Here is a 24,093-nt window from a genome sequence, read left to right as displayed (position 1 = left end):
TGTCGTACCCGGCCGCTGCCCCGTCTGTGCGGGCAGCTCCATAGGGCCCGGGGTGTGTGGGCCGCCTCGGGTGGGGTTCCCGTCGGCTGGCGTGCGGGGGCCGCCCGCGGCGTCCCCGCCGGCCGGCGTGTGTCGGGCCGGCCCTGGGTTCGTGACCGGCCCGGCCGCCGGAAGCCCTGGCCCGGCCGCCGGAAGCTGGATCAGACGCATGTCAGCTCCTCCAGGACCCGGGCCAGGGCGGCGACCCCGGCGGCGCAGTCGGCGTCGGTGGCCGCCTCGGCGGGGGAGTGCGACACCCCGGTCGGGTTGCGCACGAACAGCATGGCGGTGGGCAGGTGCCCGGCCAGCACCCCGGCGTCGTGACCCGCCCCGGTGGGCAGGACCGGCGCGCCCAGCAGCGCCGCCAGCCGCCCGCCGAGGCCGCCGTCGAAGGCGACCAGCGGGGTCGCCGACTCCTCGGTGAGGGTGACCTCCGTGCCGTCCCGGCCGGCCCGGTCGGTGGCCTTGGCGCGAACCGCGTCGACCAGGCCGGTCAGCGTGTCCGGCTCGGCCGCGCGGGCGTCCAGCCAGCCGGTCACCTTCGAGGGGATCGCGTTGGTGGCGTTCGGCTCGACCCGGACCCGACCGACCGTGGCGTGCGCGCCGCGCAGCCGGGCCTCCTTGTTCGCCGCGAGCACGGTGAACGCGTACGTGAGCATGGGGTCGCGGCGGTCGGCCATCCGGGTCGTACCGGCGTGGTTGCCCTCGCCGTGGAAGTCGAAGCGCCAGCGGCCGTGCGGCCAGATGGCGCTGGCGACCGCGACCGGCGCATCGCGCTCGGCCAGCGCGCGGCCCTGCTCGACGTGCAGCTCCACGAAGCACGAGAACCCGCCCAGCAGGTCGGGCCGGGCGCCCGCGGGTTGGTCGCCCAGCGCCTCGGCCAGGCTGACCCCGTCGGCGTCGCGCAGGCCGGCCGCGCGATCCGGGTCGAGCGCGCCGGTGAGCAGCCGCGATCCCAGGCACGGTACGCCGAACCGGGCGCCCTCCTCCTCGACGAACGCGGCCACCACGAGGGGACGGACCGGGGTCGCCCCGGCGGCGCGCAGCTCGTCCACGGCGAGGAACGCGCTGACGATGCCGAGCGGCCCGTCGTACGCGCCGCCGTGCGGCACCGAGTCGAAGTGGCTGCCGGTCAGCACCGCGTCCCCGGCGGCAGGGTCGCCCCAGCGGGCGAAGAGGTTGCCGTTGCCGTCGGCGGTGACCGGCATGCCCCGGCTGGCGGCCTGCGCCCGGAACCAGTCGCGCAGCGCCAGCTCCGGCTCCGTGAACGAATACCGCAGGTAACCGCTGCTGCCAGGGTCCCGGCCGACCGGGGCGATGGAGTCCCAGAGCAGCCGGAACCGGCCGGCCAGGTCCGCCAGGTCCGCGAGGTCCGCGAGGTCTGCGGGGTCTGCGGGGTCCACGTGGTCCGCGGAGTCCGCCGTCATGCCCGGCCCTCGGCCATCGGCACCCGCACGCCGGTGTGGTCGGCGACCTCGCGGGCGGCGTCGTAGCCGGCGTCGACGTGCCGGATGACGCCCATCGCCGGGTCGTTGGTGAGCACCCGCTCGATCTTCTGCCCGGCCAGCGCGGTGCCGTCGGCGACGCAGACCTGGCCGGCGTGGATGGACCGGCCGATGCCGACCCCGCCGCCGTGGTGGATGGACACCCAGGACGCCCCGCTGGCGGTGTTGACCAGCGCGTTGAGCAGCGGCCAGTCGGCGATCGCGTCGGAGCCGTCGGCCATCGCCTCGGTCTCCCGGTAGGGGCTGGCCACGCTGCCGCAGTCCAGGTGGTCCCTGCCGATGACGACCGGCGCGCTCAGCTCGCCGGAGGCGACCATCTCGTTGAACCGCACTCCGGCCTTGTCCCGCTCGCCGTAGCCGAGCCAGCAGATCCGGGCCGGTAGGCCCTGGAAGGCGACCCGCTCGCCGGCCAGCCGCATCCACCGGGCCAGCGACTCGTTCTCCGGGAACAGGTCCAGGATCGCCCGGTCGGTGGCGGCGATGTCGGCCGGGTCGCCGGAGAGCGCCGCCCACCGGAACGGGCCCTTGCCCTCGCAGAACAGCGGACGGATGTACGCCGGCACGAAACCGGGGAAGTCGAACGCCCGCTCGTACCCGCCGAGTTGAGCCTCGCCGCGGATCGAGTTGCCGTAGTCGAAGACCTCGGCCCCCGCGTCGAGGAAGCCGACCATCGCCTCGACGTGCCTCGCCATCGAGGCCCGCGCGCGATCGGTGAACTCGGCCGGCTTCGCCCTCGAGTAGTCCCCGGCGTCGGCCGGCTCCACCCCCTCCGGCAGGTACGACAGCGGGTCGTGCGCGCTGGTCTGGTCGGTGACGATGTCGATCTCCACGCCCCGGCGCAGCAGCTCGGGGAAGACGGTGGCGGCGTTGCCCACCACGCCGACGCTGAGCGCGCGGCGGTCCCGCTTCGCGGCGAGCGCCCGCTCCACCGCGTCGTCCAGGGAGTCGGCGACCTCGTCGAGGTAGCGGTCGTGGACCCGGCGGTCCAACCGGGTGCGGTCCACGTCGACGATGAGACACGCGCCGCCGTTCATGGTGACCGCGAGGGGCTGGGCCCCGCCCATCCCGCCGCATCCGGCGGTCAGCGTCAGCGTCCCGGCCAGCGTCCCGGCGAACCTTTTCGCGGCGACGGCGGCGAACGTCTCGTACGTGCCCTGGAGGATGCCCTGGGTGCCGATGTAGATCCAGGACCCGGCGGTCATCTGCCCGTACATGGTCAGACCGAGCTGCTCCAGGCGGCGGAACTCCGGCCAGGTGGCCCAGTCGCCGACCAGGTTGGAGTTGGCCAGCAGCACCCGGGGTGCCCACTCGTGGGTGCGCAGCACCCCGACCGGGCGGCCGGACTGCACCAGCATCGTCTCGTCCTCGCGCAGGTCGGTCAGCGTGCGCACCAGCGCGTGGTACGACGGCCAGTCCCGTGCGGCCTTTCCGGTGCCGCCGTAGACGACCAGGTCGTCGGGGCGCTCGGCCACCTCCGGGTCGAGGTTGTTCATCAGCATCCGCAGGGCGGCCTCCTGCGGCCACCCTCGGGCGGTCAGCGCGGTGCCGCGGGCGGCGTGGACGGGCTGGGGCATCTCGGTTCTCCTCTCAGCCGAGGAACAACTGGCGACGGGCGGCGGAGGACTCGAACGCCTCCAGCCGGCGCTGGGTCTCGGCGGGCGCGGCGTCGCAGATGGCCTGGAGGACCACCATCGCCAGGGTCATCGGGGCGGTGTGCAGGTCGAACACCAGATCGGCGCCGACGGCGGCGGGGAGTACCACGTCGGCGTGGTCGGTGGCCGGGCTGACCGGCGAGTCGGTGATGGCCACCACGGTCAGCCCGGCGGCCCGCGCCTCGCGCAGCGCGTCCAGGGTCTCCCGGGGGTAGCGGGGCAGCACGAACGCCAGCAGGGCGGTCGCCCCGGCGGCGGCGGCCTGTTCGAGGCGGTCGGTGAGCAGGCTGCCGCCGTCGTCGAGCACCCGCACGTCCGGGTGCACCTTGGCGGCGAAGTACGCGAAATACGCGGCCAGTGGCGCGGCGGCCCGCAGCCCGAGCACCGGCAGCGGGCGGCTCGCGGCGAGCAGTTCGCCCGTCTCGGCGATCCGGTCCAGGTCGGCGAGCTGCCCGGCCAGCCGCTCCAGGTTGCCCACCTCGGTGCGGACGGCGCGTTGCAGCTCGTTGTCGCCCCCGGAGGGCCCGCCGGTGGCCGCGCCGGTCAGCTCGCGCAGCCGGCGGCGCAGCGCCGGGTAGCCGTCGTGGCCGAGCGCCACGGCGAACCGGGTCACCGACGGCTGGCTCACCCCGGACAGCTCGGCCACCTCGGCGGCGGAGAGGTATGCCGCCGTGGCGGCGTGCTGCACCAGGCTGTGCGCGATCCGGCGCTGCGTGGGCGTGAGCCGCACGCCCTGGAAGAGGTCGAGCACCCGGTCGGCGGACGCCGCGACGGTGGCTTCCTCATTCATGCGGCGACTCTATGCATGGAAACTTTCAGAGGCAACCCTTGAGCAGAGTAGTTGTCGCGCCGTCTCTGTACTATCCGCACGGCGGGTGAGCAGAGGAGTGGGGCATGCAGCCGGAGGGTCCGTACAGGTTCACCGAGGCGGTGGGGGCGTGCCAGGTCGGCCGGGCATGGTCCGCCGTGGACGGTCAGGGGCGGCCGGCGCTCGTGGTGGTGCTGGACGGCGCCGCGGCGGCGGACCAGCGCTGGCGGGAGGCCTTCGCGAACGTGGTGAACACGCTCGCCCAGACCGCAGGCGGCCACCGCTACCTCGCCGCAGACTTCTCCGCCGCCCATCCCTGGGCGGCGTACCCGCCGGCGGAGATCGGCGCGCCGCAGCGGCTGTTCCAGACCCTCGGCATGGACTACCGGCCCGTGGCGGGCGGGTCACCGACGCTGCCTCCGCCGCCCCAACCGATCTCGGCCCAACCGATCTCGGCCCAACCGATCTCGGCCCAACCGCAGCCGGTCGCGGCGGCGATGCAGCCCACATCGGCACCGCCCCAGCCGGTGTCGGTGCCCCCGCAGCCGACGTCGGGCCCGCCCCAGCCACCCTGGGTGCCCCAGCCGTGGGCGGTGACGCCGCAGCCGGTCTCCGGAGCGCCGCTCTCGCCGGCCGCCGAGCCGACGCCCGGCAGCTCCCCGCCGTACGACACGTTCTCCGCGCCCGGCCGGCGGATCGCGCCGGTGGAACCGCCCCGGCGTAGCCGCACCGGCCTCTGGATCGCCATGGTGGTGCTGACGGCGGTCGTCGCCGGCGGCGCCGGGGTGTTCGCCGGCCTCACCCTCGACGACGACGGGGCCGCTCCCGGCCCGGCCCCCTCGGCCAGCCCCACCGTGGCGCCGTTCGAGGCGAACCAGTTCTCCCTCAACAAGCCCAAGTTCGAAGGCGACCTCGCACCGCTGGCCGAGCCGTGGCTGGCCCGGATGGGTGGCTGCGCGGCCGACACCGAGGCCGGCGGGCCCAAGCGGCCGGCGGACGAGAAGCGGCACGTGTTCTGCCGCTACGGCGGGCTGTCCCTGCACTTCGGCCTCTACGAGGCCAGGTCCACCAAGGACGCCGCGCGGGCCTACCGGCAGCAGCTCAACCTGGCCGGCGGCTCCCTCGCCCCCGGGCTGCGGGAGGCCACCCGGGCCACCGGCGGCGTCAGCGGGGCCGCCGGCAGCTACGTCGAGTACGCCTTCAAGGGCGACGACGGCCGGACGATCTGCGGGGTGTGGTGGGACCGCGACGACGGGCTCGGCGCGCTCTACCTGGAGACCCTCTGCGAGGCCGGCGTCGGCGGGAACTGGGACGCGCTGCGGGACCTGTGGCGGCGCACCAGCTGACGGTCGTCGCGGGAGTTGACAACGGCTGCGGCGGCGTCATTAATGGACACGGCCGTCGGGGGACCGGTGTGACACCGCCCGCCCAGGCGGGTTCGTGGGCGCCCGGTCCGGGGCGGCGTCCCGTGTCCCTGGGGAGCATCGGGTTGGGCGACAAGTCATGACGTCGGTCGAGGACGCCGGTCTCGTGCCGGCCCAGCGCGTCGGCCCGCGGCTGTTGGCCGGGCGTTCCGTCGCGCTCGTCCACGAGTGGTTCAGCGCGGCCGGCGGCTCCGAGAACGTCTTCCTCGCCATCGCCGACCTGGTCCCGCACGCCGACCGGTTCGTGCTGTGGGCCGAGTCCGACGTCCCCCGGGACCGCCTGCGCCTCCGGGAGTCCTGGCTGGCCCGGACGCCACTGCGCCGCAGCAAGGCCCTCGCGCTGCCGTTCCTGCCGCTGGCCTGGCGTGCCGCCGCCCGTCCCGCCGGATACGACGTGGTGATCTCCTCCAGCCACGCCTTCGGCCACACGGCCCGGTTCGGTCCGCCCGAGCGGACGCGGCACCTGAGCTACGTCCACTCTCCTGCCCGATACGTCTGGAGCCCCGACTTCGACGGGCGCGGCGCGGGGCGGCTGCTGAGCGGGCCACGACGGGCGTTGCAGGCGGTAGATGTCCGACTCAGCCGGCACGTGCACGCCTACGCCGCGAACTCCCGCGAGGTCCAGGCCCGCATCCGCCGGTACTGGGGGCGCGACGCGGTGGTCATCCACCCGCCCGTCGACGTCGACTTCTTCGCCGCCCCGCCGGCCGCCGAGCGGAACCAGGCCCGTGAGTACCTGCTCGGGGTCGGACGGTGGATCCCGTACAAGAACTTCGACCTGATGATCGCGACCGCCACCGAGGCGGGCCTGCCGCTCGTCCTCGCCGGGGGTGGCCCGGAGGAAGCCCGGTTGCGCCGGCTGGCCGCGCGGGCGCCCGTCCCGGTGACGTTCGAGTCGCGGCCCGGCCGGGAGCGGCTCCGGGAACTGTACTGGGGTGCCCGAGCCCTGCTGTTCCCCGCGCACGAGGACTTCGGCATCATCCCGGTCGAGGCCCAGGCGTGCGGCACCCCGGTCGTCGGGCTGCGCGCCGGGGGGCTGCTGGAGACCGTCGTGGAGGGCGAGACGGGCTTCCTCGTCGCATCGCGGGAACCGACCCGCCACGCGGCGGCCCTGCGACGGCTCGACGGGCTCAACCCCGACCGGGCCCGCCGGCACGCGGCCGGGTTCGGGCGGGACAGCTTCGCGGCCCGGATGGCCGAGTGGGTCGCGCATGAGTCCGGCTGAGCGGGTCGACACGACCGTCGTCGAGTGCAGCGGCGTCGGGGACGGCGGGATCACCAGGGTGCTCACCGAGGTCGTCCGGCACTGGCCCGGCCCGCAGCGGCTCCGGGTCGTCGCCGCGCCACCCGACTGGGTCGTCCCCCCGACCGACCCGGCCGTCCAGGTCGAGGTGGTCAGCCGGCAGCCGGCCGACCGGGCCCGGGCGATCGCGTCCGCGGTCACCGCCCTGCGCGGCGTCACCGGCCGCGCCGACCGGGGCGCCGCCCCCGTCACCAGGGTGCTGTCGCTGAGCCCGTCGCTCGCCGTGCGGGGCAGCCGGCTGCCCGTCACCACCGTCGTGCACGACCTCGCGTTCCGGCTCTGGCCGCACGGGCTGTCGAGCGCCGTCCGGCAGTACCGGCGGGTCAGCTACGGCACCGCGATCGGCCGGTCCGCGCGGCTGCTCTGCGTCAGCGCCCGCACCCGGCACGATCTTCTCGGCCTGTACGGCGTCTGCGACGACCGCACTGCGGTCTGGCACCCGGGCAGCAGCCTCGACACCGCCCCCGGCCCGCTGCCCGGCCCGCTGGCCGCGCGGGTCGCGGGCGGTGAGCGCTACCTGGCGGTGACCGGGCACGCCGCGCACAAGGGGGTCGAGATCGCCGTCGACGCCCTGCCCGACCTGCCCGGGTACGTGCTCGTGGTGCTCACCGGCGGGCAGCGGGTGCCGGAGTTCGAGGCCGCCGTCGCCCGCTGCACCGCGACCGACCGGGTGCTGTTCCTGGACCGCCTCCCCGAGGACGGGTACGCCGCCACGGTCGCCGGCGCCGCCGCGTTCCTGATGCCCAGCCACTTCGAGGGCTACGGGCTGCCAGCGGCCGAGGCGCTGCGGCTCGGCACGCCGGTGGTCGTCTCCCCGGATCCGGCCCTGCACGAGGCCACCGGCGGGCGGGCGGCCCGGATGACGAGCTGGACGCCGCGCGCCCTCGTCGACGCCGTGACCGAGGCGACGACCGCGCCCCGGCCGCCGGTGGGGGAGTCCGGCCGGTCCTGGCGCACCGCGACGACCCACCTCGCCGACCTGCTCGCCGGAGCGCCGACGGCCACCCGCCCGGCCGGGCGGTGACGGCCGTGCGGATCGCCATGGTGCACTCCGGCTTCGCCGTCCGGGGCGGCGCGGAGCGATACGTCCGGGACCTGTCCCGGGCGCTCGTCGACCGTGGCCACGAGGTCCGCGTCTACAGCCGGACGCCCGACGGGGAGCATCCGGAGGACCGGCCGGTCGGCGAGCGGATCTCGGCCCGCCTGGCCCGGCTCGCCCCTCGGCTGGCCAAGCTCTGCACCCATCTGGGCGACCTGGTCGACCCGACCGGACTGGGCCCGGACGACGTGCGTGACTTCGACCCCGACGTGGTGCACCTGCACAACTGGCAGGGGCTCGGCGTCCGGCCGGTGGCCCGGCTGTCGAGGCGGTGGGCCACCTGCCACTCTGTGCACGACCATGCCGTCCGCGACCCCAACAACGCCCTGGGCAACCTGGGCCGCTCGGCCGCCCTGGACGCGCTGCTGCGGCTGCGCTCCCGGTGGGTGCTGCGGCAGTTCGGCCGCTGCACCCTGCTGTTCCCGTCCGAACGCACCCGCCAGCGGGTGCTGGCCGGCGCTGCGGGGGCGCGACCGGCCAGCCGGCTCCTGCCGCTCGCCGTGCCGCTGCCGCCCGGGCCGGGCGACTGGCCGCCCGGCGATCGTGGCGTCTTCCTCTACCTCGGCGTCCTGGACCGGCACAAGGGCGTGGACCTGCTGCTCGACGCCTGGGCGGACGCCGCCGACGCGGTCGGTGGCACGCTGCTCGTCGGCGGCGACGGCCCGCTGCGCGCCGAGGTCGAGCGGGCGGCCGAGCGGTCCCGCTCCGTGCGGTACCTCGGCTACCTCGACGCCGAGGGCAAGCGCGCCGCGTTCCTGCGGGCTGGCTGGCTCGTCTTCCCCAGCCAGTGCGCCGAGACGTTCGGCCTGGTCTGCGCGGAGGCGCTGACGGCGGCGCGGCCCATCATCGCCAGCGACGTGGCCCGGCCGCCGATGGCCGAGGACGCCTCGCTCCTGATCTTCCGCACCCGGGACGAGCTGGCACAACTGCTGCGCCGCGCCGCCCGGACGCCCGACGACGAGTACGCGGCGATGTCCGCGTCGGCCACCGCCGACGGGGCGCGCCTCGACTGGGACCGGCACGTCGACGCCGTCGTCGAGACCTACCGGACGGTCGGTGCCCGATCCGGTGCCCGCCAGTGACCCGAGGTGACCCGCCGATGATCCCCGACACCGGACGCCGGCCCGCCGCGACGGCACCCGGAACCGCCCCGGCCCGCCGCCGGCCGCCCACCCCCTGGCTGGTCGGCGGCGCGCTGCTCCTGCTGGCCGTCGTCGGCTGTGTGCTGGCCGGCGTCTCCCCGGTGGCACCCCTCTTCCTGGCCGGCCTCGGCGTCGTCGCGGCCCGCCCGGTGCCCGGCCTGGTGTACGTGCTGATCGTGCTCAACGCCCCGCTGGGGCTGTGGATGACCGGCGTCCAGTGGCTCGTCGGCGACGCGTTCGGTGGCCGCGAGTACGTGCTCAGCGTCTCCGCCGCCGCGGTGGTCGGCGTCCTCTTCGCGCGCACCGCGCTGCTCGGTCGGTGGACCCGGGCCCGGGTCCTCGCCAACGCGGCGGTGCTGCTGGTCGTGGCGGTGTGGAGCCTGATCGGCGTCGCCCACCACGGGGCGGCCCAGACCCTCGTCGGCGTCCGGCTGACCCTGGTCCCGCTGCTGCTGCTCGTGGTGCTCGCCGCGCTGACCCGGCCCCAGGTGCGCACGGTGCTGACCGCCCTGTCCTGGCTGCTCGTGGCCAACGCCGTGGCGGCGGTCGGGGAGCTGGCGGTCGGCCCGGCCCGGCTGGTGCGGTGGGGCTTCGAGGAGGACCGGGCGGTCCGCTACATCGGCGACACCTTCCGGGTGCCCGGCCTCACCGAGTTCAACGGCGAGCTGGGCATCCTGGCCGGCGCGTACCTGCTCGGCTACGTGACCCTGTGGCTGATCCGGCGGGCCCGGCGCGCCCCGTGGCCCTGGCACGCCGGAGGGCTCGCCGCCGTCGTCTGCCTGGCCCTGAGCACCAGCCGGTCGGGGGCGCTGCTGGTGGTGGTGGGGGTGCTCGCGGCCGTGCTGCTCGACCGTTCCGGCGGGGCCGCCGGGCGACGCCGCGCGCGGCTGGTGGGCCTGGGCGTGGTCGCCTGCGTGGCCGTGGGCTTCGCGGCCGTCGGCGCCACCGGCGCCCGCAGCCTCTTCGAACGGTTCGACGTCTGGGCCGGGCTGCTCGGCGGTGACCTGCCGCCCTGGGGGCTCGGGATCGGCGGGGTCGGCGCGGCCACCACGTCCCGGGTGACGGCCGGCCCGCAGGTCTTCGTCGACAACTACTTCGTCAGCGTCGGCCTCCAGTACGGCCTGTGGGCGATGGTCGCCCTGGTCGCCGGCATCGGGTACGGGCTGGTGCGGCTGTGGCGGCGCACCGCCGAGCACCCGGCGTCCGTGCTGCACGTCGCGGTGCTGGCCGGTCTGGCCGCCGCGTTCCTGGTGATCGAGGCGTGGGAGTACCCGGGCGCGATGATGTGCCTGGCCGCGTTCGTGGCGTACGGCCTGCGCCTGGCCGACCCGCCCTCGCCCGCCCCCTGGCCCGCCGCCTGGCCCGTCGCCTGGCTCGCCCCCGCCACCGCCCCCACCCCCGCCACCGCTCCCGCCCCCGCCCCCGCCGACGTGCCCAGCGACGCCGACGCCGACGGCCCGACCGTTCACTCCGAGCCGGACACCTCGGGTACCGACGCGCGGCGGGCCTGAGTCGTGCGACCGCTGCTCGCCCTCGGGGCGCGGTTGCAGGGCTCGCAACTGTCGGTGCAGGCGCTCACCCGATTGTGCAGCGTCTACGTCTTCCTGTTGGCGTCCTGGGTGGACACCGACCGGCTGCCGGCGGTGGCGTTGCAGGGCGCGCTGCTCGCCATCCCGTACACGCTGCTGGAGGCCCTGATCGGCCGGCCCCTCTCCGCCGGTCTGGTCCCGGCGGACTGGCACGTGGAGAGCTGGGCGGGCCGCGTCGCCGCCGCGACGCTCGCGCCGGTCGCCGTGGTGGGCTACCTGTGCGCCACGGTGGCGCTGCCGGACACCGGCGCCGCCGACCGGTTGATCCTGCTCGCCCCGGTGCTCCTGCAACTGCCGCTCGAGGCGTTCTTCTGGGCCACCGCGGGCACCCGCACGCCCCGACGGGCGAACCTCGTCCCGCAGTTGACCGCGGTCGGGACTCTGCTCGGCGGCGCCGTGTTCGTGGCCCTCGACCTGCGGGTCGACGTCGTCGCGGTGCCCGCCCAGATCGCCGTCCTGGCCTGGGTGCTGCTGCGCCGCCCCGCCGCCGCGCCCGCGGCGGTCCGCCCGGGCCTGCGGCGCGGGTTGAGGGTGGGGTCGGTGTACTGCGTCGCCGCGGCCGTCGACCTGTCGTACACCGTCACGCTGCCCTCGGTGGCCGGTGCCGTGGCGGGACCGGCCGCTGTCGTCGTCCTGCGGGCGATGGATCTGGTCTTCGGCCCGTTCCACGTCGTGCTGTCGGCCAGCGTCCGGGAGGACGTCGTCGCCGGACGGCGCGGCCGGTGGCGGACCGGCACCCGGGCGCTGACCGTGGCGGCGCTGGTGGCGGTGTCGGCGGTGGTGCTCGCCAGCGGGCCGCTGCGGGCCCTCGTCGCCCCCGACCTGGCCACCGTCGGTGTCGGCGTGATCGCCCTGTACTGCGGCTACAAGGCGCTGCTCACGGCGGCGACCTGGCTGTCCACCCGGCACATGGTCTGGGCGGCGCCGCGCCGCTACCTCGTCTCGGCCGTCGGGTCGCGGGTCCTCGCGTTCGGCGGGCTCGCGGCGTCCGCCCTCTGGGTCACCGGGGTCACCGGTCTGGTCGGCCAGCTGCTGGTCGCCGAGGCGCTGGTGGTCTGCTGGTTCCTCGGCCGGATGCGGCCGTGGGCCGCCGAGGGGCCCGTCGCGGAGCCGGCCCGGGACCGGGACGCGGTGCCGACCGGGAGCGGTGCCGGGCCCTGACCCGCTCCCCGGCCCGGCCGTCCCGCCGCGCGGCCCACCGGCCGTCCCCGGTCCGACCCGGGGTCAGGGCTCCGTCGCGAGCACCTGCACCGCGCCGCTGGGGAACAGCGCGCACAACTGCGTCCGTCCGCCGACGTCCCGCGCGAAGACGCGCACCGAGCCGTCGCCCGGGCGGGCGGGCTCGGCCTCGGCGCGCAGGTCGAACGCGGGCCGCACCACGAGGTTCTTGTCCGGGTGCCCGAGGCCCTGGGTGATCTCGACCAGCGTGGTCGGTGCCGGCGTGCCGATCCAGCCGCGGCCGGTGCCGGGGATACGCCGACCGTCGGCGTCCACGGCACCCGGCTGGGACAGGCTCACCCGCACGCTGGACAGCCCCCGCTCCGCGCCGAAGTCCACGGCCGCCGTGCCACAGTTCACCACCTTGCTCTCCACCAGGCAGCCGGAGGGCTCCTCGGGCTGGACGCCGGGCACGAACTGGATCCCGATCTCCGGGTGCGGGTCGGTGTGGTTGTAGCCCAGCACCAGCCCGCCGATCCAGCGGATGTCGTTGCGGGAGATCCGGACGCCGACCCCGCCGTTGAGGTCGGCGTAGCAGTTGGAGCAGCTGATCCCGGTGGCGGCCAGGTCGAACGAGATGTTCTGCTTGATCCCCCAGGCGTGGCAGTTGACCATGGACGTGCCCATCGAGTCGCCGGCCAGCCGGAACCCGCTCGCCCCGTTCTCGAACGTCAGGCAGTTGATGAACATCGAGTCGTGCGGGCCGTGGAAGTTGATTCCGTGCCCGTCGTTGCCGTGCGTGCGCACCGCCGACAGCCGGGCCTCCATCTGGTGCGAGGGCGCCGGCAGCGCCCCGGCCGGCCCCCACTCGCTGACGACGCCGTCGTTGCGGCAGTTGAAGACGATGACCTCGGAGATCTCGTAGCCGTAGCCGTAGACCCGCAGCCCGTACCCGGCGGAGGGGTTCTGCTCCTTGTTGCCGTCCAGGGTCAGGTCGCGCACGCTGAACAGCGTGATCCCCTGGTCGGACCGGGTGCCGGCGAGCCTGGAGAACCCGTCCGACTCGAGGATGGCCGAGTTCGCCCCGGCGCGCAGCCGCAGGATGGTCGCGTCGCCGCCCGAACCGCGCAGGTGCACCCGGGAGCGGAGGGTCAGCCGCCCCGTGAGGTACGTCCCCGGCGGGAAGAAGACGATGCCCCCGGCCCGGCCTGCGGCGTCGATGGCCCGTTGCAGGGGTGCCGTGTCGTCACTGCGGCCGTCACCCCGCGCGCCGTGCTCGCGGACGTCGACCACGCCCTGGCCGCCGGAGCCGTCCGACGACCAGGGGCCCACCGTGGCGACGCCCACCGCCGTGGTGCCCAGGCCGGCGGCGACGGCCCCGCCGCGCAGCAGCGCGTTCCGCCGGCTGACGCCCGATGTCCCTGTCCCCGACGCGCCGTCGAGGTTTCCGTGGGCCATCTGGTCCCCTCCCGTGAACCGGCCTGGTCAGCGGTGTGGACCGGCCCGGATCGATGATCCCACGACCCCGGCGGGCCCCGGACGGGCGGCACCGGCCGTCAGTGCCGGCCGCCGCGGAACACCTCCGCCACCGTACGGAGGATCACCTTGACGTCCAGCCACAGTGACCAGTTCTCGATGTAGTAGTTGTCGAAGCGCGCCCGGTCGGAGATCGGGGTGTCCCCCCGCAGGCCGCTCACCTGCGCCAGCCCGGTCAACCCGACCGGGACCCGGTGGCGCATCGCGTACTGCGGGTACTGCGCCGAGAACTGCTCGACGAAGTGCGGCCGTTCGGGGCGCGGCCCGACCACGCTCATGTCCCCCCGGAGGATGTTCCACAGCTGGGGCAGCTCGTCCAGGGACGTCCGGCGGAGGAACCGCCCGACCGGGCCGACCCGCCGGTCGTGGGCGATCGACCAGGTGGTGCGCGACTCGTTCTCGTCGACCGGGCGCATGGAGCGGAACTTGACGACCCGGAAGAGCCGCCCGTGCCGGCCCACCCGCTCCTGGAGGAAGAAGATCCCGCGCCGGTCCTCCAGGTACGTGGCGAGGGCGCAGAGCAGCAGGACGGGGCTCAGCACCACCAGCGCGACCGAGGCGATCACCACGTCGGAGGCCCGCTTGACCGCCCACTTCGGACCCGAGAACGTGGTGTCGCCGACCTTGACGATCGGGATGGCCCCGATGTGGTCCGGGTTCCCGTCGTGGGTGCGGGACCCCCACAGCCGGGGCACCGCCCACAGGTCGCACCCGGCGCTGGCCGGGCGGCGGAGCAGCTCCATCAGGGCCGGCTCCGGGCAGGACGGGTCGGCGATGATCAGTACCTCGCACTCGACCAGCTCGACCAGCCGCTCCAGGTCGTCCAGCGTGCCGATCGCCGGCAGCCGCCCCGGCGCGTGTGCCTCGGCGGCGTCGACGCAGCCGACGAAGCGCAGGCCGTACCGCGGGTAGCGGCGCAGCATCCGGGCCAGTTCGGCGGCGACCGGCCCGCTGCCGATGACGAGCGCGTTGTGCTCGACCCAGCGACGCCTGCGGGCCATGTCGGCGAGGGCCCGGGTGACCGCCCGGCTGACGATGACCAGGGCGGCGGAGACCGCCACCCCACGCATGAAACCGGCTGCGTCGTCCGCCGGGTCGTGTCGCATCGCCGCGATGATGGCGACGATCGCTCCGCAGGCCAGCAGCCGCCCGGTGAGGCTGGGCAGCTCGTCCAGGAGGCTGGTGTGCCGGCGGGCCCGGTAGAGCCCGCCCACCGCGAAGACGGTCACCGTCAGGGCGGCCATGACCAGGGTGCCGCGCCAGAACCGCGTGGTCAGCAGCAGCGGGGCCAGGAGCGCGGCCAGGTCGGCCGGGGCGATGATCATCCAGGCTCGCAGCCCTCGGGTGCGCCGCGACGCCCGCGAACCCGCGTACGGCAGCACCGCCGTGGTGTCCAGGCCCGGCCGGCCCGGGGCGGCGTCCGACGGTCGGGACGCGCCCGACCGGTCGCCCGGCGGCGGGGGCTCGGCGTCGTTGCCCTCGCCGGCGACGGGCGGCACCCCGGGACGCCGTGGCCCGCCGTCGGACTGGGCGGCGACCACGGCGTCCCGGCTCACCGCAGGCTGGCTGGACATGGTTGCGTGACCTCCCCCGTCACGGCCCCGGCGGCGACGGGGATCCGCCAGGCCGAAGGCAGGATACGGCCGGTCACCACCGGTCGCCATACCCGGACGGGCGTCCGATCGCTACGCTCCGGCCTTGCGGATGTCCGGCACCGAGTCCCGGCGGACCGCGTCGAAGAAGGACCGGGCCCTGGCCGTGTCGACGAACACCACGCTCTCGCTGCCGACCCGGCCGGTGCCCCGGGTCGGGCAGGTGAAGAAACCGAGGTTGCCGCTGCGCAGGTGCCGCATCTCGGTGGCCAGGTCCACCAGGGACAGTGATCTGTCGACGGCGACCGCGTCGGTGGTGGCCCGCACGAACGTGTTGAGCCGGGCCGGGTTCGTCAGCAGCCCGCCCGAGGCCGCCTTGTCCAGGATGGCCTTGATGACCTGCTGCTGGTGGCGGATGCGGGCGAAGTCGCCGTCGGGGAAGGCGTAGCGCTCCCGCGCGTAGTCCAGCGCGGCCGCGCCGTCGAGGGTCTGCCGGCCCTGCGCGAAGGTGCGCCGGCTGTCCGGGTTGAGGGAGTGGGTCGAGGTGAAGCCACGCTCGATGTCGACCTCGATGCCGTCCAGCGCGTCGACGATTTCCTTGAAGCCGGCGAAGTCGACCATCGCCACGTGGTCGATCCGCACCCCGGTGAACTTCTCGACCGTCTGCACCATCAGCGGCACCCCACCCCAGGCGAACGCGGCGTTGATCTTCGCCTCCCGGCCGCCGTGCCGGCCGTCCTTCGAGCGGGGGACCGGGACCCAGGTGTCCCGGGGAATGGAGATGAGCTGAGCGCTCGACCGGTCCTTCGGCAGGTGCGCCAGGATGATCGTGTCGGTTCGCGAGCCGGAGCTGCTCTCCGGGTCCCGGGAGTCGCTGCCCAGGATCATGATGTTCAGCGCACCCCGGACCACGGGCTCGGGCCGGGCCTCCTCCGGCACGTCGGTGAACGCGTCGACCCGGTCGATGCCCTGCTCGACCGACCGCAGCCACAGCACGCCGGCGACCGTGCCGCCCGCGCCGAGCAGCGCCACCACCAGCACGGTCACGAGCGCGATCCGCCGCCACCGGCGCCGCTTCGCCGGCCGCGCGGCCGGGTCTGCGCCGGCACCGGCCCGCGTCGAACCGACCGGGCTCTCCTCGGCCGGCTCCGCGACCTGCTGGGGACGAGACATGGCGGCGATGCTACTGATTCCGGACGCCGCCCATGTGCCCGGTCCGGCCGGCGTGCCGGCCCGGTGGCGCGACGGCGACGGCCGGCGGGTGAATGGAAACTTTCATCCCCCGCGTCTTCCTGAACCTGGTAAAACCCTCACGTGGACGCGACGAAGCTGCGCCGAGCCATTGCCCGCACCAGACTCGCCCCGGTCGCCGCCTTTCCCAAGCGGCTCGCCCGGGTGGCCCGACATGACGCCAAGGTGCTGCGCGCCTCCGCCCGGTGGCTGGTCACCTCCCGCGAGCACCACAACTACACGTACGAGCTGACCAAGCTGAGCCGGCAGCACCTGGCCTGGTTCGTCAGCGTCGCGTGCGACGTGCCGGTGGCCCGGGTCCGGGGCTGGTTCGCCGAGATCGAGGGCGACGAGGAACTGCGCGGGCACATCGAGCGGGCCACCGCCGAGGCGTCCCGCCGGGGCCTGGCCGACCGGCAGGTCCGCTACGCCCGCCGGATCGGCTGGTACGCCATGGTCCGCGCCACCCGCCCCGCGCACGTCGTGGAGACCGGTGTCGACAAGGGGCTGGGCAGCTGCGTGCTGGGCGCCGCCTTGCTGCGCAACGCCGCCGAGGGGCACCCTGGCCGGGTCACCTCGCTGGACATCAACCCCGAGGCCGGTTACCTGGCCCGCACCGCGCCCTGGTCGGAGGTGGTCGACCTGGTCGTCGGCGACTCCATCGCCTCGATCGAGGCCCTCGACCGCCCCGTCGACCTCTTCCTGCACGACAGCGACCACAGCCGGGCGCACGAGAAGCGCGAGTTCGACGCCGTCGAGCCGAAGCTCGCCCCCGGCGCGCTGCTGCTCACCGACAACGTCACCACCACCAACGTTCTCGCCGAACACGCCGAACGCACCGGCCGCCGCTTCCTCGCGTACCGGGAGACACCGGCCCGGCACTGGTACCCGGGCGACGGGATCGGGGCGGCCTGGTGAGGCTGGCGGCCGTGCACACGTACCCGGTCAAGGGCTGCCACCGGCTGGACCACGACGGCGCCCGGGTGGAACCGTGGGGCCTGGCCGGCGACCGGCGTTGGCTGGTGGTCGACGCCGACGGCCTCGGCATCACCCAGCGGGAGGCCACCGCGCTGGTCGGGCTGCGGGCCGCTCCCCGCGACGGCGGCCTGGTGCTGCGGGCCGCCGGCCGCCCCGACCTGGACGTCGCCGAGCCGACCGGGGTGGAGCCACTGCCCGTGCGGGTGTTCCGCAACCGGCTGCTGGTCCCCGCGCTCCCCGCCGGGCCGGCCGCCGACGACTGGCTCACCGCCCTGCTCGGCCGCCCGGCCCGCCTGGTCCACCTGGCCCGGCCCACCCGGCACCTGGCGCCCGGCGCCCGCGCCTACGACACCGGCGACCGGGTCAGCTTCGCCGACCAGTACCCCCTGCTGCTGGCCACCACCGGCTCCCTCGACGCGCTCAACGGCTGGCTGGCCGAGGCCGGCGAGGCGCCCGTGCCGATCAGCCGGTTCCGGCCCAACCTGGTCGTCGAGGGCGCCCCCGCCTGGGCCGAGGACGACTGGGCCGGCCGACCCGTGTGGATCGGCTCCGCCCGGTTCCGCGCCGCCGGCACGTGCGGCCGCTGCGTGGTCACCACCACCGACCAGGAGACGGGGGTACGCGGAAAGGAGCCGCTGCGCACCCTCGGGCGGCACCGCACCATCGACGGGAAGCTCCCCTTCGGCCTGCACCTGGTCCCCGACGGCCCGGGCCTGGTGCGGGTCGGCGACCCGGTGACGGTGGCGGACTGACCGGCCGCGGCCGGTGACGGCCGACGCGCAGCGATCGGCCGTGGGTCACGGCCGCCCGCGTGCGGTGTCCGACAGGAATGCCGCGAGGCGCTCGGCTTCCTGGGCGACCGCGGTGTGTTCGGCGCGGGTGAAGTCACGCAGTGGTGCGACGGTGATGGTTCCGGCGGTACCGGTCCAGGTGGCGGCCACCCGGCCGTCGACGAGGACAAGGCGCTCCCCGGCCACGGACAGGCCCCGGTGGCTGTCGTCGATGATGCGGCTGCGGTCGTGGTAGCCGAGGATGACGTTGTCGAAGGCCGGTAGAAAACGGACGGGCGCGGGCGTGTCGGGCTCGGGCCGTGGGGCGTCGGGGAGGTCGAGTAGTTCGCGGCCGCGGTGGTCGCGGAAGCTGATCAGCTCGTCGCGGACCGCCTTCACGGCGTGGGGCAGACCGGCCAGCCCGCACCAGGCGCGCAGGTCGGCGCTGGCGGCGGGGCCGAACGCCCGCAGATATCGGCGCACCAGGTCCTCGCCGACGGGGTCGGCGTGACCGGCCGCCAGCGAGACCTCCGGCGTGGCACCGGGCGGGGCGGGACGGCCGAGCCAGGTGGACAGGGGCAGGTACAGCGCCCCGGCGGTGCTGCGCCAGGTGCCGCGCGGCGGGAGCTGGACCGTCGGCACGAGCGCGGCGACGACGGCTTCGCCCAGTACGCGAGGCGCTGGCCCCGGCCAGTGCTCGGCCAGGGCGCGTCCGACGTCGCCGAGTGAGCGGGCCCGGCCGTCGGCCATGAGCGCCTGCGCCCGGGCCGCGAGGTCGTCCGGGTCGAGCCCGGTGAGCTCGCGACGGTAGGTGCCGAGGGTCCGTTGCCGGAGCAGGGTGTGGTGACGTGGCCGCCAGTTCCATGCGTCGTCGGCGGAAACGAGGTGCACGGTGCGGCGCATGAGGTGCAGCCGTACCAGGATCCGCTGCTCGATGAGCCGGCTGAGTTCTTCGGGATCGAAGCCGTTCACGCGGGACCAGAGGCCGATGAAGGGTTCCTGTGGTTCTTGGGCCTGCAGTCCGCCCAGCCGGGCGACCGTGCTGAGCACGGTCGCCCCGGTGCGTTCGAGCAGGAATTGGCGTGCCAGGGTCGCTCGATTGAGCGCGCGGGCGTCGAGGCGCGTGGTCACAACTGCTCCGTCGTGGTCAGGTCGGGCGGCCCAAGGGCGTGTGCGTGTGCACCAGGCGGCGGGTCAGCCGGCGTGGTGCTCGACCGCGACGTCGAGAACCCAGGTGACGCCGAAGCGGTCCTTGAGCATGCCGTAGAGCGGGGCCCAGCCCGCGGGGCCGAGGTCCTGGATGACGGTCGCGCCTTCGGACAGGCCCTTCCAGCAGGTGGTGATCTCGTCCTCGTCCTGGCCTCGGACGGAGACGAAGACCGGCTTGTCACCGGGGCTGTAGGACTGGTTGCCGGGCACGTCGTAGGCCATCACGTGGAATCCGTTATCGGCCTGGACCTGGCCCCACATGATCTGGTCGGCCTCGGCCGGGGCCGAGACGTTGTGGGCGTCGGAGTAGGTCACCAGGGCGATCTGGCCGCCGAACACGGACTGGTAGAACTCCAGCGCCTCTCGGGCGTCGCCGCGGAAATTCAGGTGGGTGGTGGTGACGATGCCCATGGTGGCTCCTGTCGAGAGATGTCAAAGGGGGAGGTGGCCGGCTTCGCCGGATCGTCGTGGCCGGCCCGCGTGAGAGAAAGGCTCGCAGCAGTAGGTGCCAGGATGTGGCACCTACTGCGGGCAGGATCGAACTCATGCCGAAAACCTCCGCCCGACTGCTGGCCCTGCTGTCACTTCTGCAGGCCCGCCGGGACTGGCCCGGCACGCTGCTCGCCGAACGCCTGGACATCAGCCTGCGCACCGTGCGCCGCGACGTCGACCGGCTACGCGAACTCGGCTACCCCATCGCCGCAGTCAAAGGCCCCGACGGCGGCTACCGGCTCAGCGCCGGCACCGAACTACCCCCGCTGCTGTTCGACGACGAACAGGCCGTCGCCCTCATCATCGCCCTGCAGATCGCGGCCACCACCCCCGGCGACGGCCTCGCCGAAGCCGCCGCGCGGGCACTGGACACCATCCGGCAGGTCCTGCCCGCCCGGCTACGACACCGCGTCAACGCCCTGCGAGTCACCGCCGTCGAACCGCCCACCACCCGGCCGGTCGCACCGGTCGACGGCGACGTGCTCCTGGCGATCAGCGCGGCCGTCCACGCCCACGAGGTGCTGCGCTTCGACTACGCCTCCGAGGGCGCGGACAAGCACCCGCGCCGCGTCGAGCCACACCACGTCATCACCTGGGACGGACGCTGGTACCTCGTCGCGTGGGACCTCGACCGCGACGAGTGGCGCATCTTCCGCGTCGACCGGATCATCCTGCGTACCCCGAACGGGCCCCGGTTCACCCCACGCGCGCTGCCCGGAGGAGACGTCGCCACCTACGTCATCGGCAGGTTCCGCGGCTCCGACGACGCCTCCGGTGGCTGGCCCTGCCGAGGCACGGTGATCCTCGACCTGCCCGCGGCCACCGCAGCCCTCTACACCCGCGACGGCGTCGTCGAGGAGTTCGGCCCCGACCGCTGCCGGCTCACCCTCGGATCATGGTCATGGCCCAGCCTCGCCGCCGCCGTCGCCCGGTTCGACGCCGACATCGACGTCGTCGGCCCCGACGAACTGACCAACGCCTTCGCACACCTCGCCCGCCGGTTCACCAGAACCGCAGCCGGTTCCGGCACCGCAGCACCGGCATCCCGAGTCGAGCCGAACGGGTGAGCGGGTGAGCACCGAGCCCGGACGGGCGACGGGGATCAGGCGGTCGGGGCGGCGTCGGGGCACCCGCCGGCGGTCAGGTCGAGCCACATGAGGACCTCGTCCCGGTCGTCGCCCGGGGCGACCCGCAGCGCGCCCGGCAGCCGGCCCACCTCCCGGTAGCCGAGCCGCGCGTAGAACCGTTCCAGCCCCAGCCCACCCCGCACCGTGATGTGCAGCGCCTCCCAGCCCAGACTGCGGCCGAGCCGCTCCGCCTCGCGCATCAGCGCCAGCCCGTGTCCCCGGCCCTGGGTGTCGGGGTGCACCATCACCCGCTTCAGGGTGCACCAGTGCGCCTTGAGGTGGAACCGGTTGTCGGCGAAGATCAGCACGGCCACGGCACGCGCGCCGTCGTACCCGACGAGCAGCCGGTCCGGGCCGTCGACGAGGTCGACGAAGGTCGCCTCCGCGACGGGACGGACGTCGGCGGCGGTGACCGGCGCCACGAAGCCGACCGCGCCGCCGGCGTTGGTGACGTCGACCCAGAGGCGGACGATCTGCTCGCGCAGTTCGGGGGTCAGCTCGGGGTCGAGGACGAAGCGCAGACTCACGCCGCCATCCTGCCGCCGGGCGGCCCCGCCCGGCATGTGATCGTGACGCGCCCGACAGCCGACGGCACGGGGGCCGACCCGTGCCGCCGGCGGTCAGTTCGTTGGTGCGGGAGAGGGGACTTGAACCCCCACGTCCTCACGGACACAGGAACCTAAATCCTGCGCGTCTGCCGATTCCGCCACTCCCGCCGACGCGGAAAGTCTAGAGCGTCGGGCCGCCACCGTGTTGAGCGCCGCCGCCCGCAGGATGGCGGAGATGGTGCCGTGGCTGACCGCGCAGCCGCCCTCGGGCAACTCCCGTAGCAGACATGCCAGCTTTTTCGGCCCGAGCGTGGGGTTGTCCAGCGCGTGGTGGAGCACGGTTTCGCGGACCGCGGCTGCCCGCCACCGTCGCCCACCCTGCCTCCGCGACACCGAGCCCTGCTCCTCCAGACGCTTGCGGAGGCGGTGAAGGTAGCTCGGGTGGCAGCCGGCCCGACGTGCCGCTTCCCCCGCGTCCAGTTCCCGGCGGTCGACGAGACGGAACAACTCGACCAGTTCCTCGGTCGTGACCGCCCGCGTCGCGGCGGACCCGTTCGCTTCGTCAGCGGACGCCGTCTCCGGTGTGGTCACCCCGAACCGGCGGCGGTTCCGGCCGGCGTAGGTGGGGGTCTGGCTGTGGCAGTTCGGGCAGAGCAGGCGGAGGTTCTCGCGCCGGCAGTCCCAGAAGCGACCGTTGCGATGATCGACCTGGAGTGTGAGGGGGCGGCCGTTCCAGCGCGAACCCACACCGCAGTCGGCGCACAGCAGGGGCACTCCGGTCGACGCCAGGGCCCGGCGAAGCACGTCCGGATGTGCCCGGCGGCGGCTCGGATCCCGTGACACGAGCAGGTCGTCCGGGGACCGGGCGGGTGGCCCCGACGCTCGCCGGAGGCCGGTGCGCCGAAAGTGGGAGGTGTCGATGCCGTGCGCGTCGATCCGCCGCCTCAGATGCGCGTGGGAGCCGCCGTTCTGGGCCAGGCCCAGGTGTCTCATGACGTCCGCGATGCTGTTCGAGACTGCGACGACGTCCCGTAGCAGCGCCTCCGAGTACTTGTAACGGGCCACGTGCGAAGGGTAGTGGCCCGGTGTGACGGTCTCAGTCCAGCCCGAGGTCGCGGCGCAGCTTGGCGACGTGGCCGGTGGCCTTGACGTTGTAGAGCGCCCGCTCGATCTTCCCGTCCGGGTCGATGACGAAGGTGGACCGGATCACCCCGGTCACCGTCCGGCCGTACGACTGCTTCTCGCCGTACGCGCCGTATGCGGTGAGCACCGCCTTGTCGGCGTCGCCGACCAGCGGGAAGGTGATGGCGTCCCGGTCGCGGAACTTCGCCAGCTTCTCCGGCTTGTCGGGGGAGATGCCGACCACCTCGTAGCCGGCCGCCTGGAGCGAGGCGAGCGAGTCGCGGAAGTCGCACGCCTGCTTGGTGCAGCCGGGGGTCATCGCGGCGGGGTAGGCGTACAGGATGACCTTCCGGCCGCGCAGGTCGGCCAGGGAGAGGGTCTCGCCGGTGTCGGTCGGCAGGGTGAACTCGGGCGCGGGGTCACCGGGGTTGAGGCGGGCGGGCGCGGTCATGGCGGAAACCCTACCGCCGCCCCGGGGCGGGCCGGCGGGGGCGACGCGCCGACACTCGTGAGCAACTTCATGGCTTGTTGCAAGCTATTGGCAACAGTGGTTCCCTGGAAATAGGCTCACCCCGTCGGTGTGGGCCCGCCCACCGCGCTCCGGGAGGTCGAGTGGAAACCCTGGCGATGCACATCTCCAACGGGATCGTCAACGGTCCCGTCGCCGCCCTCTTCGCCGCCTTCGCGCTGGCGGTGCTGGCCCTGTGCGTGCTGCGTGGCCGGCGCGACCTGGACGACCGGCTCGCCCCGATGGCCGGCCTGGTCGCCGCGTTCATCTTCGCCGTCCAGATGCTCAACTTCCCGATCTTCACCGCCGGCGTGAGCGGTCACCTGCTCGGCGGAGCGCTCGCCGCGATGCTGGTCGGCCCGTGGGTCGGCGCGCTCTGCGTGGCGGTCGTGCTGGTCGTGCAGGCGCTGGTCTTCGGCGACGGCGGGGTGGCCATGCTCGGCCTGAACATCAGCAACATGGCCGTCCTCGGCACCGCCGCAGCGTATCTGCTGATCACCCTGCTGCTGCGGGTGCTGCCCCGCACTCCGGCCGGCCTCGGCGTGACCGCCTTCGTCTCGGCGCTGGTCAGCGTCGTCGTCGCGTCCCAGGGCTTCGTGCTGCAGTACTGGCTGGGTGGCACCACCGACCTGGGCGGCAACCTGGCCGGCCTGGCCGGCACCATGGCCGGCGCCCACCTGCTGATCGGCATCGGCGAGGGCCTGATCACCGCGACCACCGTGCTCACCGTCGCGAAGGTCCGCCCCGATCTCGTGTACGCGCTGCGCGCCCTGAAGCCGGCCGCGCCGGCTCCCGTCGTCCCGGTCGCCGGAGGTGCCCGATGAGCAAGCGTCCCTGGGGATTCGTCGTCGGCGGCCTGCTGGTCGCACTGCTGCTGGCCGGTGTGGTCAGCAACTACGCCTCGGCACACCCGGACGGGTTGGACTCGTCGCTGCTCAAGGGCTGCACGGTCAACGCCGAGGACGAGATCACCGGCGGCAGCTGCCCGGCGCAGCAGGCGCAGGACCACGAGCTGGCCGACAGCCCGCTGGCCGACTACGGCATCCGGGGCGTGGACAACGACTTCCTCTCCACCGGCCTCTCCGGCGTCCTCGGGGTGCTGCTCACCTTCGCCGTCGGTGGCGGCGTGTTCTGGTTGCTGCGCCGCCGGGGCGCCGGCCACGCCACCGCCGCCGGACCGACCGGCGGCGACCGGGCCGGGGGCGACCCGGTCGGCGGCGGGCGCGGCGACGACGCCTCGCGCGTGGCGAACAGCCGGTAGG

General features: G+C 74.6%; 21 protein-coding genes and 1 tRNA gene. 11 read left to right on the top strand and 11 right to left on the bottom strand.

The genetic code is table 11. The annotated features are described in order from the left end of the window. Nucleotides 1-200: 200 nt before the first annotated feature. Genes OG559_RS05285 through OG559_RS05275 form a run of 3 tightly spaced genes read right to left on the bottom strand, consistent with a single transcriptional unit; the run spans nucleotide 201 to nucleotide 3,986 of the window. Complete coding sequence (locus OG559_RS05285; RefSeq protein WP_405113023.1) at nucleotides 201-1,466, bottom strand: allantoate amidohydrolase; 1,266 nt, start codon at nucleotides 1,464-1,466, stop codon at nucleotides 201-203. Beyond that, entirely contained in the window at nucleotides 1,463-3,118 is a 1,656-nt protein-coding gene (hutU, locus tag OG559_RS05280; protein ID WP_405113021.1) for a urocanate hydratase, read from the bottom strand. Before hutU ends, OG559_RS05285 begins: the two co-directional genes overlap by 4 nt. 13 nt (nucleotides 3,119-3,131) lie before the next feature. Further along, nucleotides 3,132-3,986, bottom strand: coding sequence for a MurR/RpiR family transcriptional regulator (locus tag OG559_RS05275; RefSeq protein WP_405113019.1), 855 nt, complete (start codon nucleotides 3,984-3,986; stop codon nucleotides 3,132-3,134). A gap of 104 nt (nucleotides 3,987-4,090) precedes the next feature. Here OG559_RS05275 and OG559_RS05270 point away from each other — a divergent pair, with 104 nt between their 5' ends. The 6 genes from OG559_RS05270 to OG559_RS05245 all read left to right on the top strand — a co-directional run bounded on the left by OG559_RS05270 (nucleotide 4,091) and on the right by OG559_RS05245 (nucleotide 11,722). Next, nucleotides 4,091-5,350 (top strand): hypothetical protein, encoded by a 1,260-nt coding sequence (locus OG559_RS05270; RefSeq protein WP_405113017.1) that lies wholly within the window; start codon nucleotides 4,091-4,093, stop codon nucleotides 5,348-5,350. Between the two features lie 157 nt (nucleotides 5,351-5,507). After that, the gene (locus OG559_RS05265; protein ID WP_405113015.1) at nucleotides 5,508-6,653 is read left to right on the top strand and encodes a glycosyltransferase; all 1,146 of its coding nucleotides are present in this window, start codon (nucleotides 5,508-5,510) and stop codon (nucleotides 6,651-6,653) included. Continuing rightward, complete coding sequence (locus tag OG559_RS05260) at nucleotides 6,640-7,755, top strand: glycosyltransferase (RefSeq protein WP_405113013.1); 1,116 nt, start codon at nucleotides 6,640-6,642, stop codon at nucleotides 7,753-7,755. Before OG559_RS05265 ends, OG559_RS05260 begins: the two co-directional genes overlap by 14 nt. A 5-nt stretch (nucleotides 7,756-7,760) precedes the next feature. After that, nucleotides 7,761-8,912 (top strand): glycosyltransferase family 4 protein, encoded by a 1,152-nt coding sequence (locus tag OG559_RS05255; protein WP_405113011.1) that lies wholly within the window; start codon nucleotides 7,761-7,763, stop codon nucleotides 8,910-8,912. 17 nt (nucleotides 8,913-8,929) lie between these two features. Further along, complete coding sequence (locus OG559_RS05250; protein ID WP_405113009.1) at nucleotides 8,930-10,483, top strand: hypothetical protein; 1,554 nt, start codon at nucleotides 8,930-8,932, stop codon at nucleotides 10,481-10,483. A 3-nt stretch (nucleotides 10,484-10,486) separates the two neighbouring features. Further along, complete coding sequence (locus tag OG559_RS05245; RefSeq protein WP_405113007.1) at nucleotides 10,487-11,722, top strand: hypothetical protein; 1,236 nt, start codon at nucleotides 10,487-10,489, stop codon at nucleotides 11,720-11,722. Between the two features lie 63 nt (nucleotides 11,723-11,785). Here OG559_RS05245 and OG559_RS05240 read toward each other — a convergent pair whose 3' ends face one another. From OG559_RS05240 to OG559_RS05230, 3 genes are all read right to left on the bottom strand, one after another. Continuing rightward, a complete protein-coding gene (locus OG559_RS05240; RefSeq protein WP_405113005.1) occupies nucleotides 11,786-13,177 on the bottom strand; it encodes a glycosyl hydrolase family 28-related protein in 1,392 nt (463 codons plus the stop codon). Between the two features lie 98 nt (nucleotides 13,178-13,275). Then, entirely contained in the window at nucleotides 13,276-14,580 is a 1,305-nt protein-coding gene (locus OG559_RS05235; RefSeq protein ID WP_405116394.1) for a sugar transferase, read from the bottom strand. 360 nt (nucleotides 14,581-14,940) lie between these two features. Then, complete coding sequence (locus OG559_RS05230; RefSeq protein WP_405113003.1) at nucleotides 14,941-16,020, bottom strand: LCP family protein; 1,080 nt, start codon at nucleotides 16,018-16,020, stop codon at nucleotides 14,941-14,943. 141 nt (nucleotides 16,021-16,161) lie between these two features. Between OG559_RS05230 and OG559_RS05225 the strand changes: the two genes are divergently transcribed. Together OG559_RS05225 and OG559_RS05220 are read left to right on the top strand one after the other, a co-directional pair. Beyond that, nucleotides 16,162-16,995: a class I SAM-dependent methyltransferase gene (locus OG559_RS05225; RefSeq protein ID WP_405113001.1), complete on the top strand. Its 834-nt coding sequence runs from the start codon at nucleotides 16,162-16,164 to the stop codon at nucleotides 16,993-16,995. Next, the gene (locus OG559_RS05220; protein WP_405112999.1) at nucleotides 16,992-17,807 is read left to right on the top strand and encodes an MOSC domain-containing protein; all 816 of its coding nucleotides are present in this window, start codon (nucleotides 16,992-16,994) and stop codon (nucleotides 17,805-17,807) included. The genes OG559_RS05225 and OG559_RS05220 overlap by 4 nt, the downstream gene beginning before the upstream one ends. Before the next feature lie 45 nt (nucleotides 17,808-17,852). Here the strand turns inward: OG559_RS05220 and OG559_RS05215 are convergent, their stop codons facing one another. Together OG559_RS05215 and OG559_RS05210 are read right to left on the bottom strand one after the other, a co-directional pair. Beyond that, on the bottom strand, nucleotides 17,853-18,956 hold the full coding sequence (locus tag OG559_RS05215) for a winged helix DNA-binding domain-containing protein (protein ID WP_405112997.1): 1,104 nt from the start codon (nucleotides 18,954-18,956) through the stop codon (nucleotides 17,853-17,855). 63 nt (nucleotides 18,957-19,019) lie between these two features. Beyond that, nucleotides 19,020-19,445: a VOC family protein gene (locus OG559_RS05210; protein ID WP_405112995.1), complete on the bottom strand. Its 426-nt coding sequence runs from the start codon at nucleotides 19,443-19,445 to the stop codon at nucleotides 19,020-19,022. A 134-nt stretch (nucleotides 19,446-19,579) separates the two neighbouring features. Here OG559_RS05210 and OG559_RS05205 point away from each other — a divergent pair, with 134 nt between their 5' ends. Continuing rightward, entirely contained in the window at nucleotides 19,580-20,593 is a 1,014-nt protein-coding gene (locus OG559_RS05205; protein ID WP_405112993.1) for a helix-turn-helix transcriptional regulator, read from the top strand. 35 nt (nucleotides 20,594-20,628) lie between these two features. On the opposite strand, the gene OG559_RS05200 is transcribed toward OG559_RS05205, so the two are convergent. From OG559_RS05200 to bcp, 3 genes are all read right to left on the bottom strand, one after another. After that, complete coding sequence (locus OG559_RS05200; RefSeq protein WP_405112991.1) at nucleotides 20,629-21,180, bottom strand: GNAT family N-acetyltransferase; 552 nt, start codon at nucleotides 21,178-21,180, stop codon at nucleotides 20,629-20,631. 102 nt (nucleotides 21,181-21,282) lie between these two features. Next, a tRNA-Leu gene (locus tag OG559_RS05195) sits at nucleotides 21,283-21,369 on the bottom strand. Between the two features lie 928 nt (nucleotides 21,370-22,297). Continuing rightward, nucleotides 22,298-22,774 carry a thioredoxin-dependent thiol peroxidase gene (gene bcp, locus OG559_RS05190; protein ID WP_350886294.1) on the bottom strand — a complete coding sequence of 159 codons (477 nt, stop codon included), beginning with the start codon at nucleotides 22,772-22,774 and terminating at the stop codon, nucleotides 22,298-22,300. A gap of 161 nt (nucleotides 22,775-22,935) precedes the next feature. Between bcp and OG559_RS05185 the strand changes: the two genes are divergently transcribed. Beyond that, the gene (locus tag OG559_RS05185; RefSeq protein ID WP_405112989.1) at nucleotides 22,936-23,655 is read left to right on the top strand and encodes an energy-coupling factor ABC transporter permease; all 720 of its coding nucleotides are present in this window, start codon (nucleotides 22,936-22,938) and stop codon (nucleotides 23,653-23,655) included. Then, nucleotides 23,652-24,092: a PDGLE domain-containing protein gene (locus tag OG559_RS05180; RefSeq protein WP_405112987.1), complete on the top strand. Its 441-nt coding sequence runs from the start codon at nucleotides 23,652-23,654 to the stop codon at nucleotides 24,090-24,092. Before OG559_RS05185 ends, OG559_RS05180 begins: the two co-directional genes overlap by 4 nt. Nucleotide 24,093 lies beyond the last annotated feature (1 nt).

The sequence above is a fragment of the Micromonospora sp. NBC_01405 genome, from assembly GCF_045040155.1.
Taxonomy (GTDB): Bacteria; Actinomycetota; Actinomycetes; order Mycobacteriales; family Micromonosporaceae; genus Micromonospora.
Note: the sequence above shows the minus strand (reverse complement) of the source record. Positions and strands in the feature narration are given on the sequence as shown.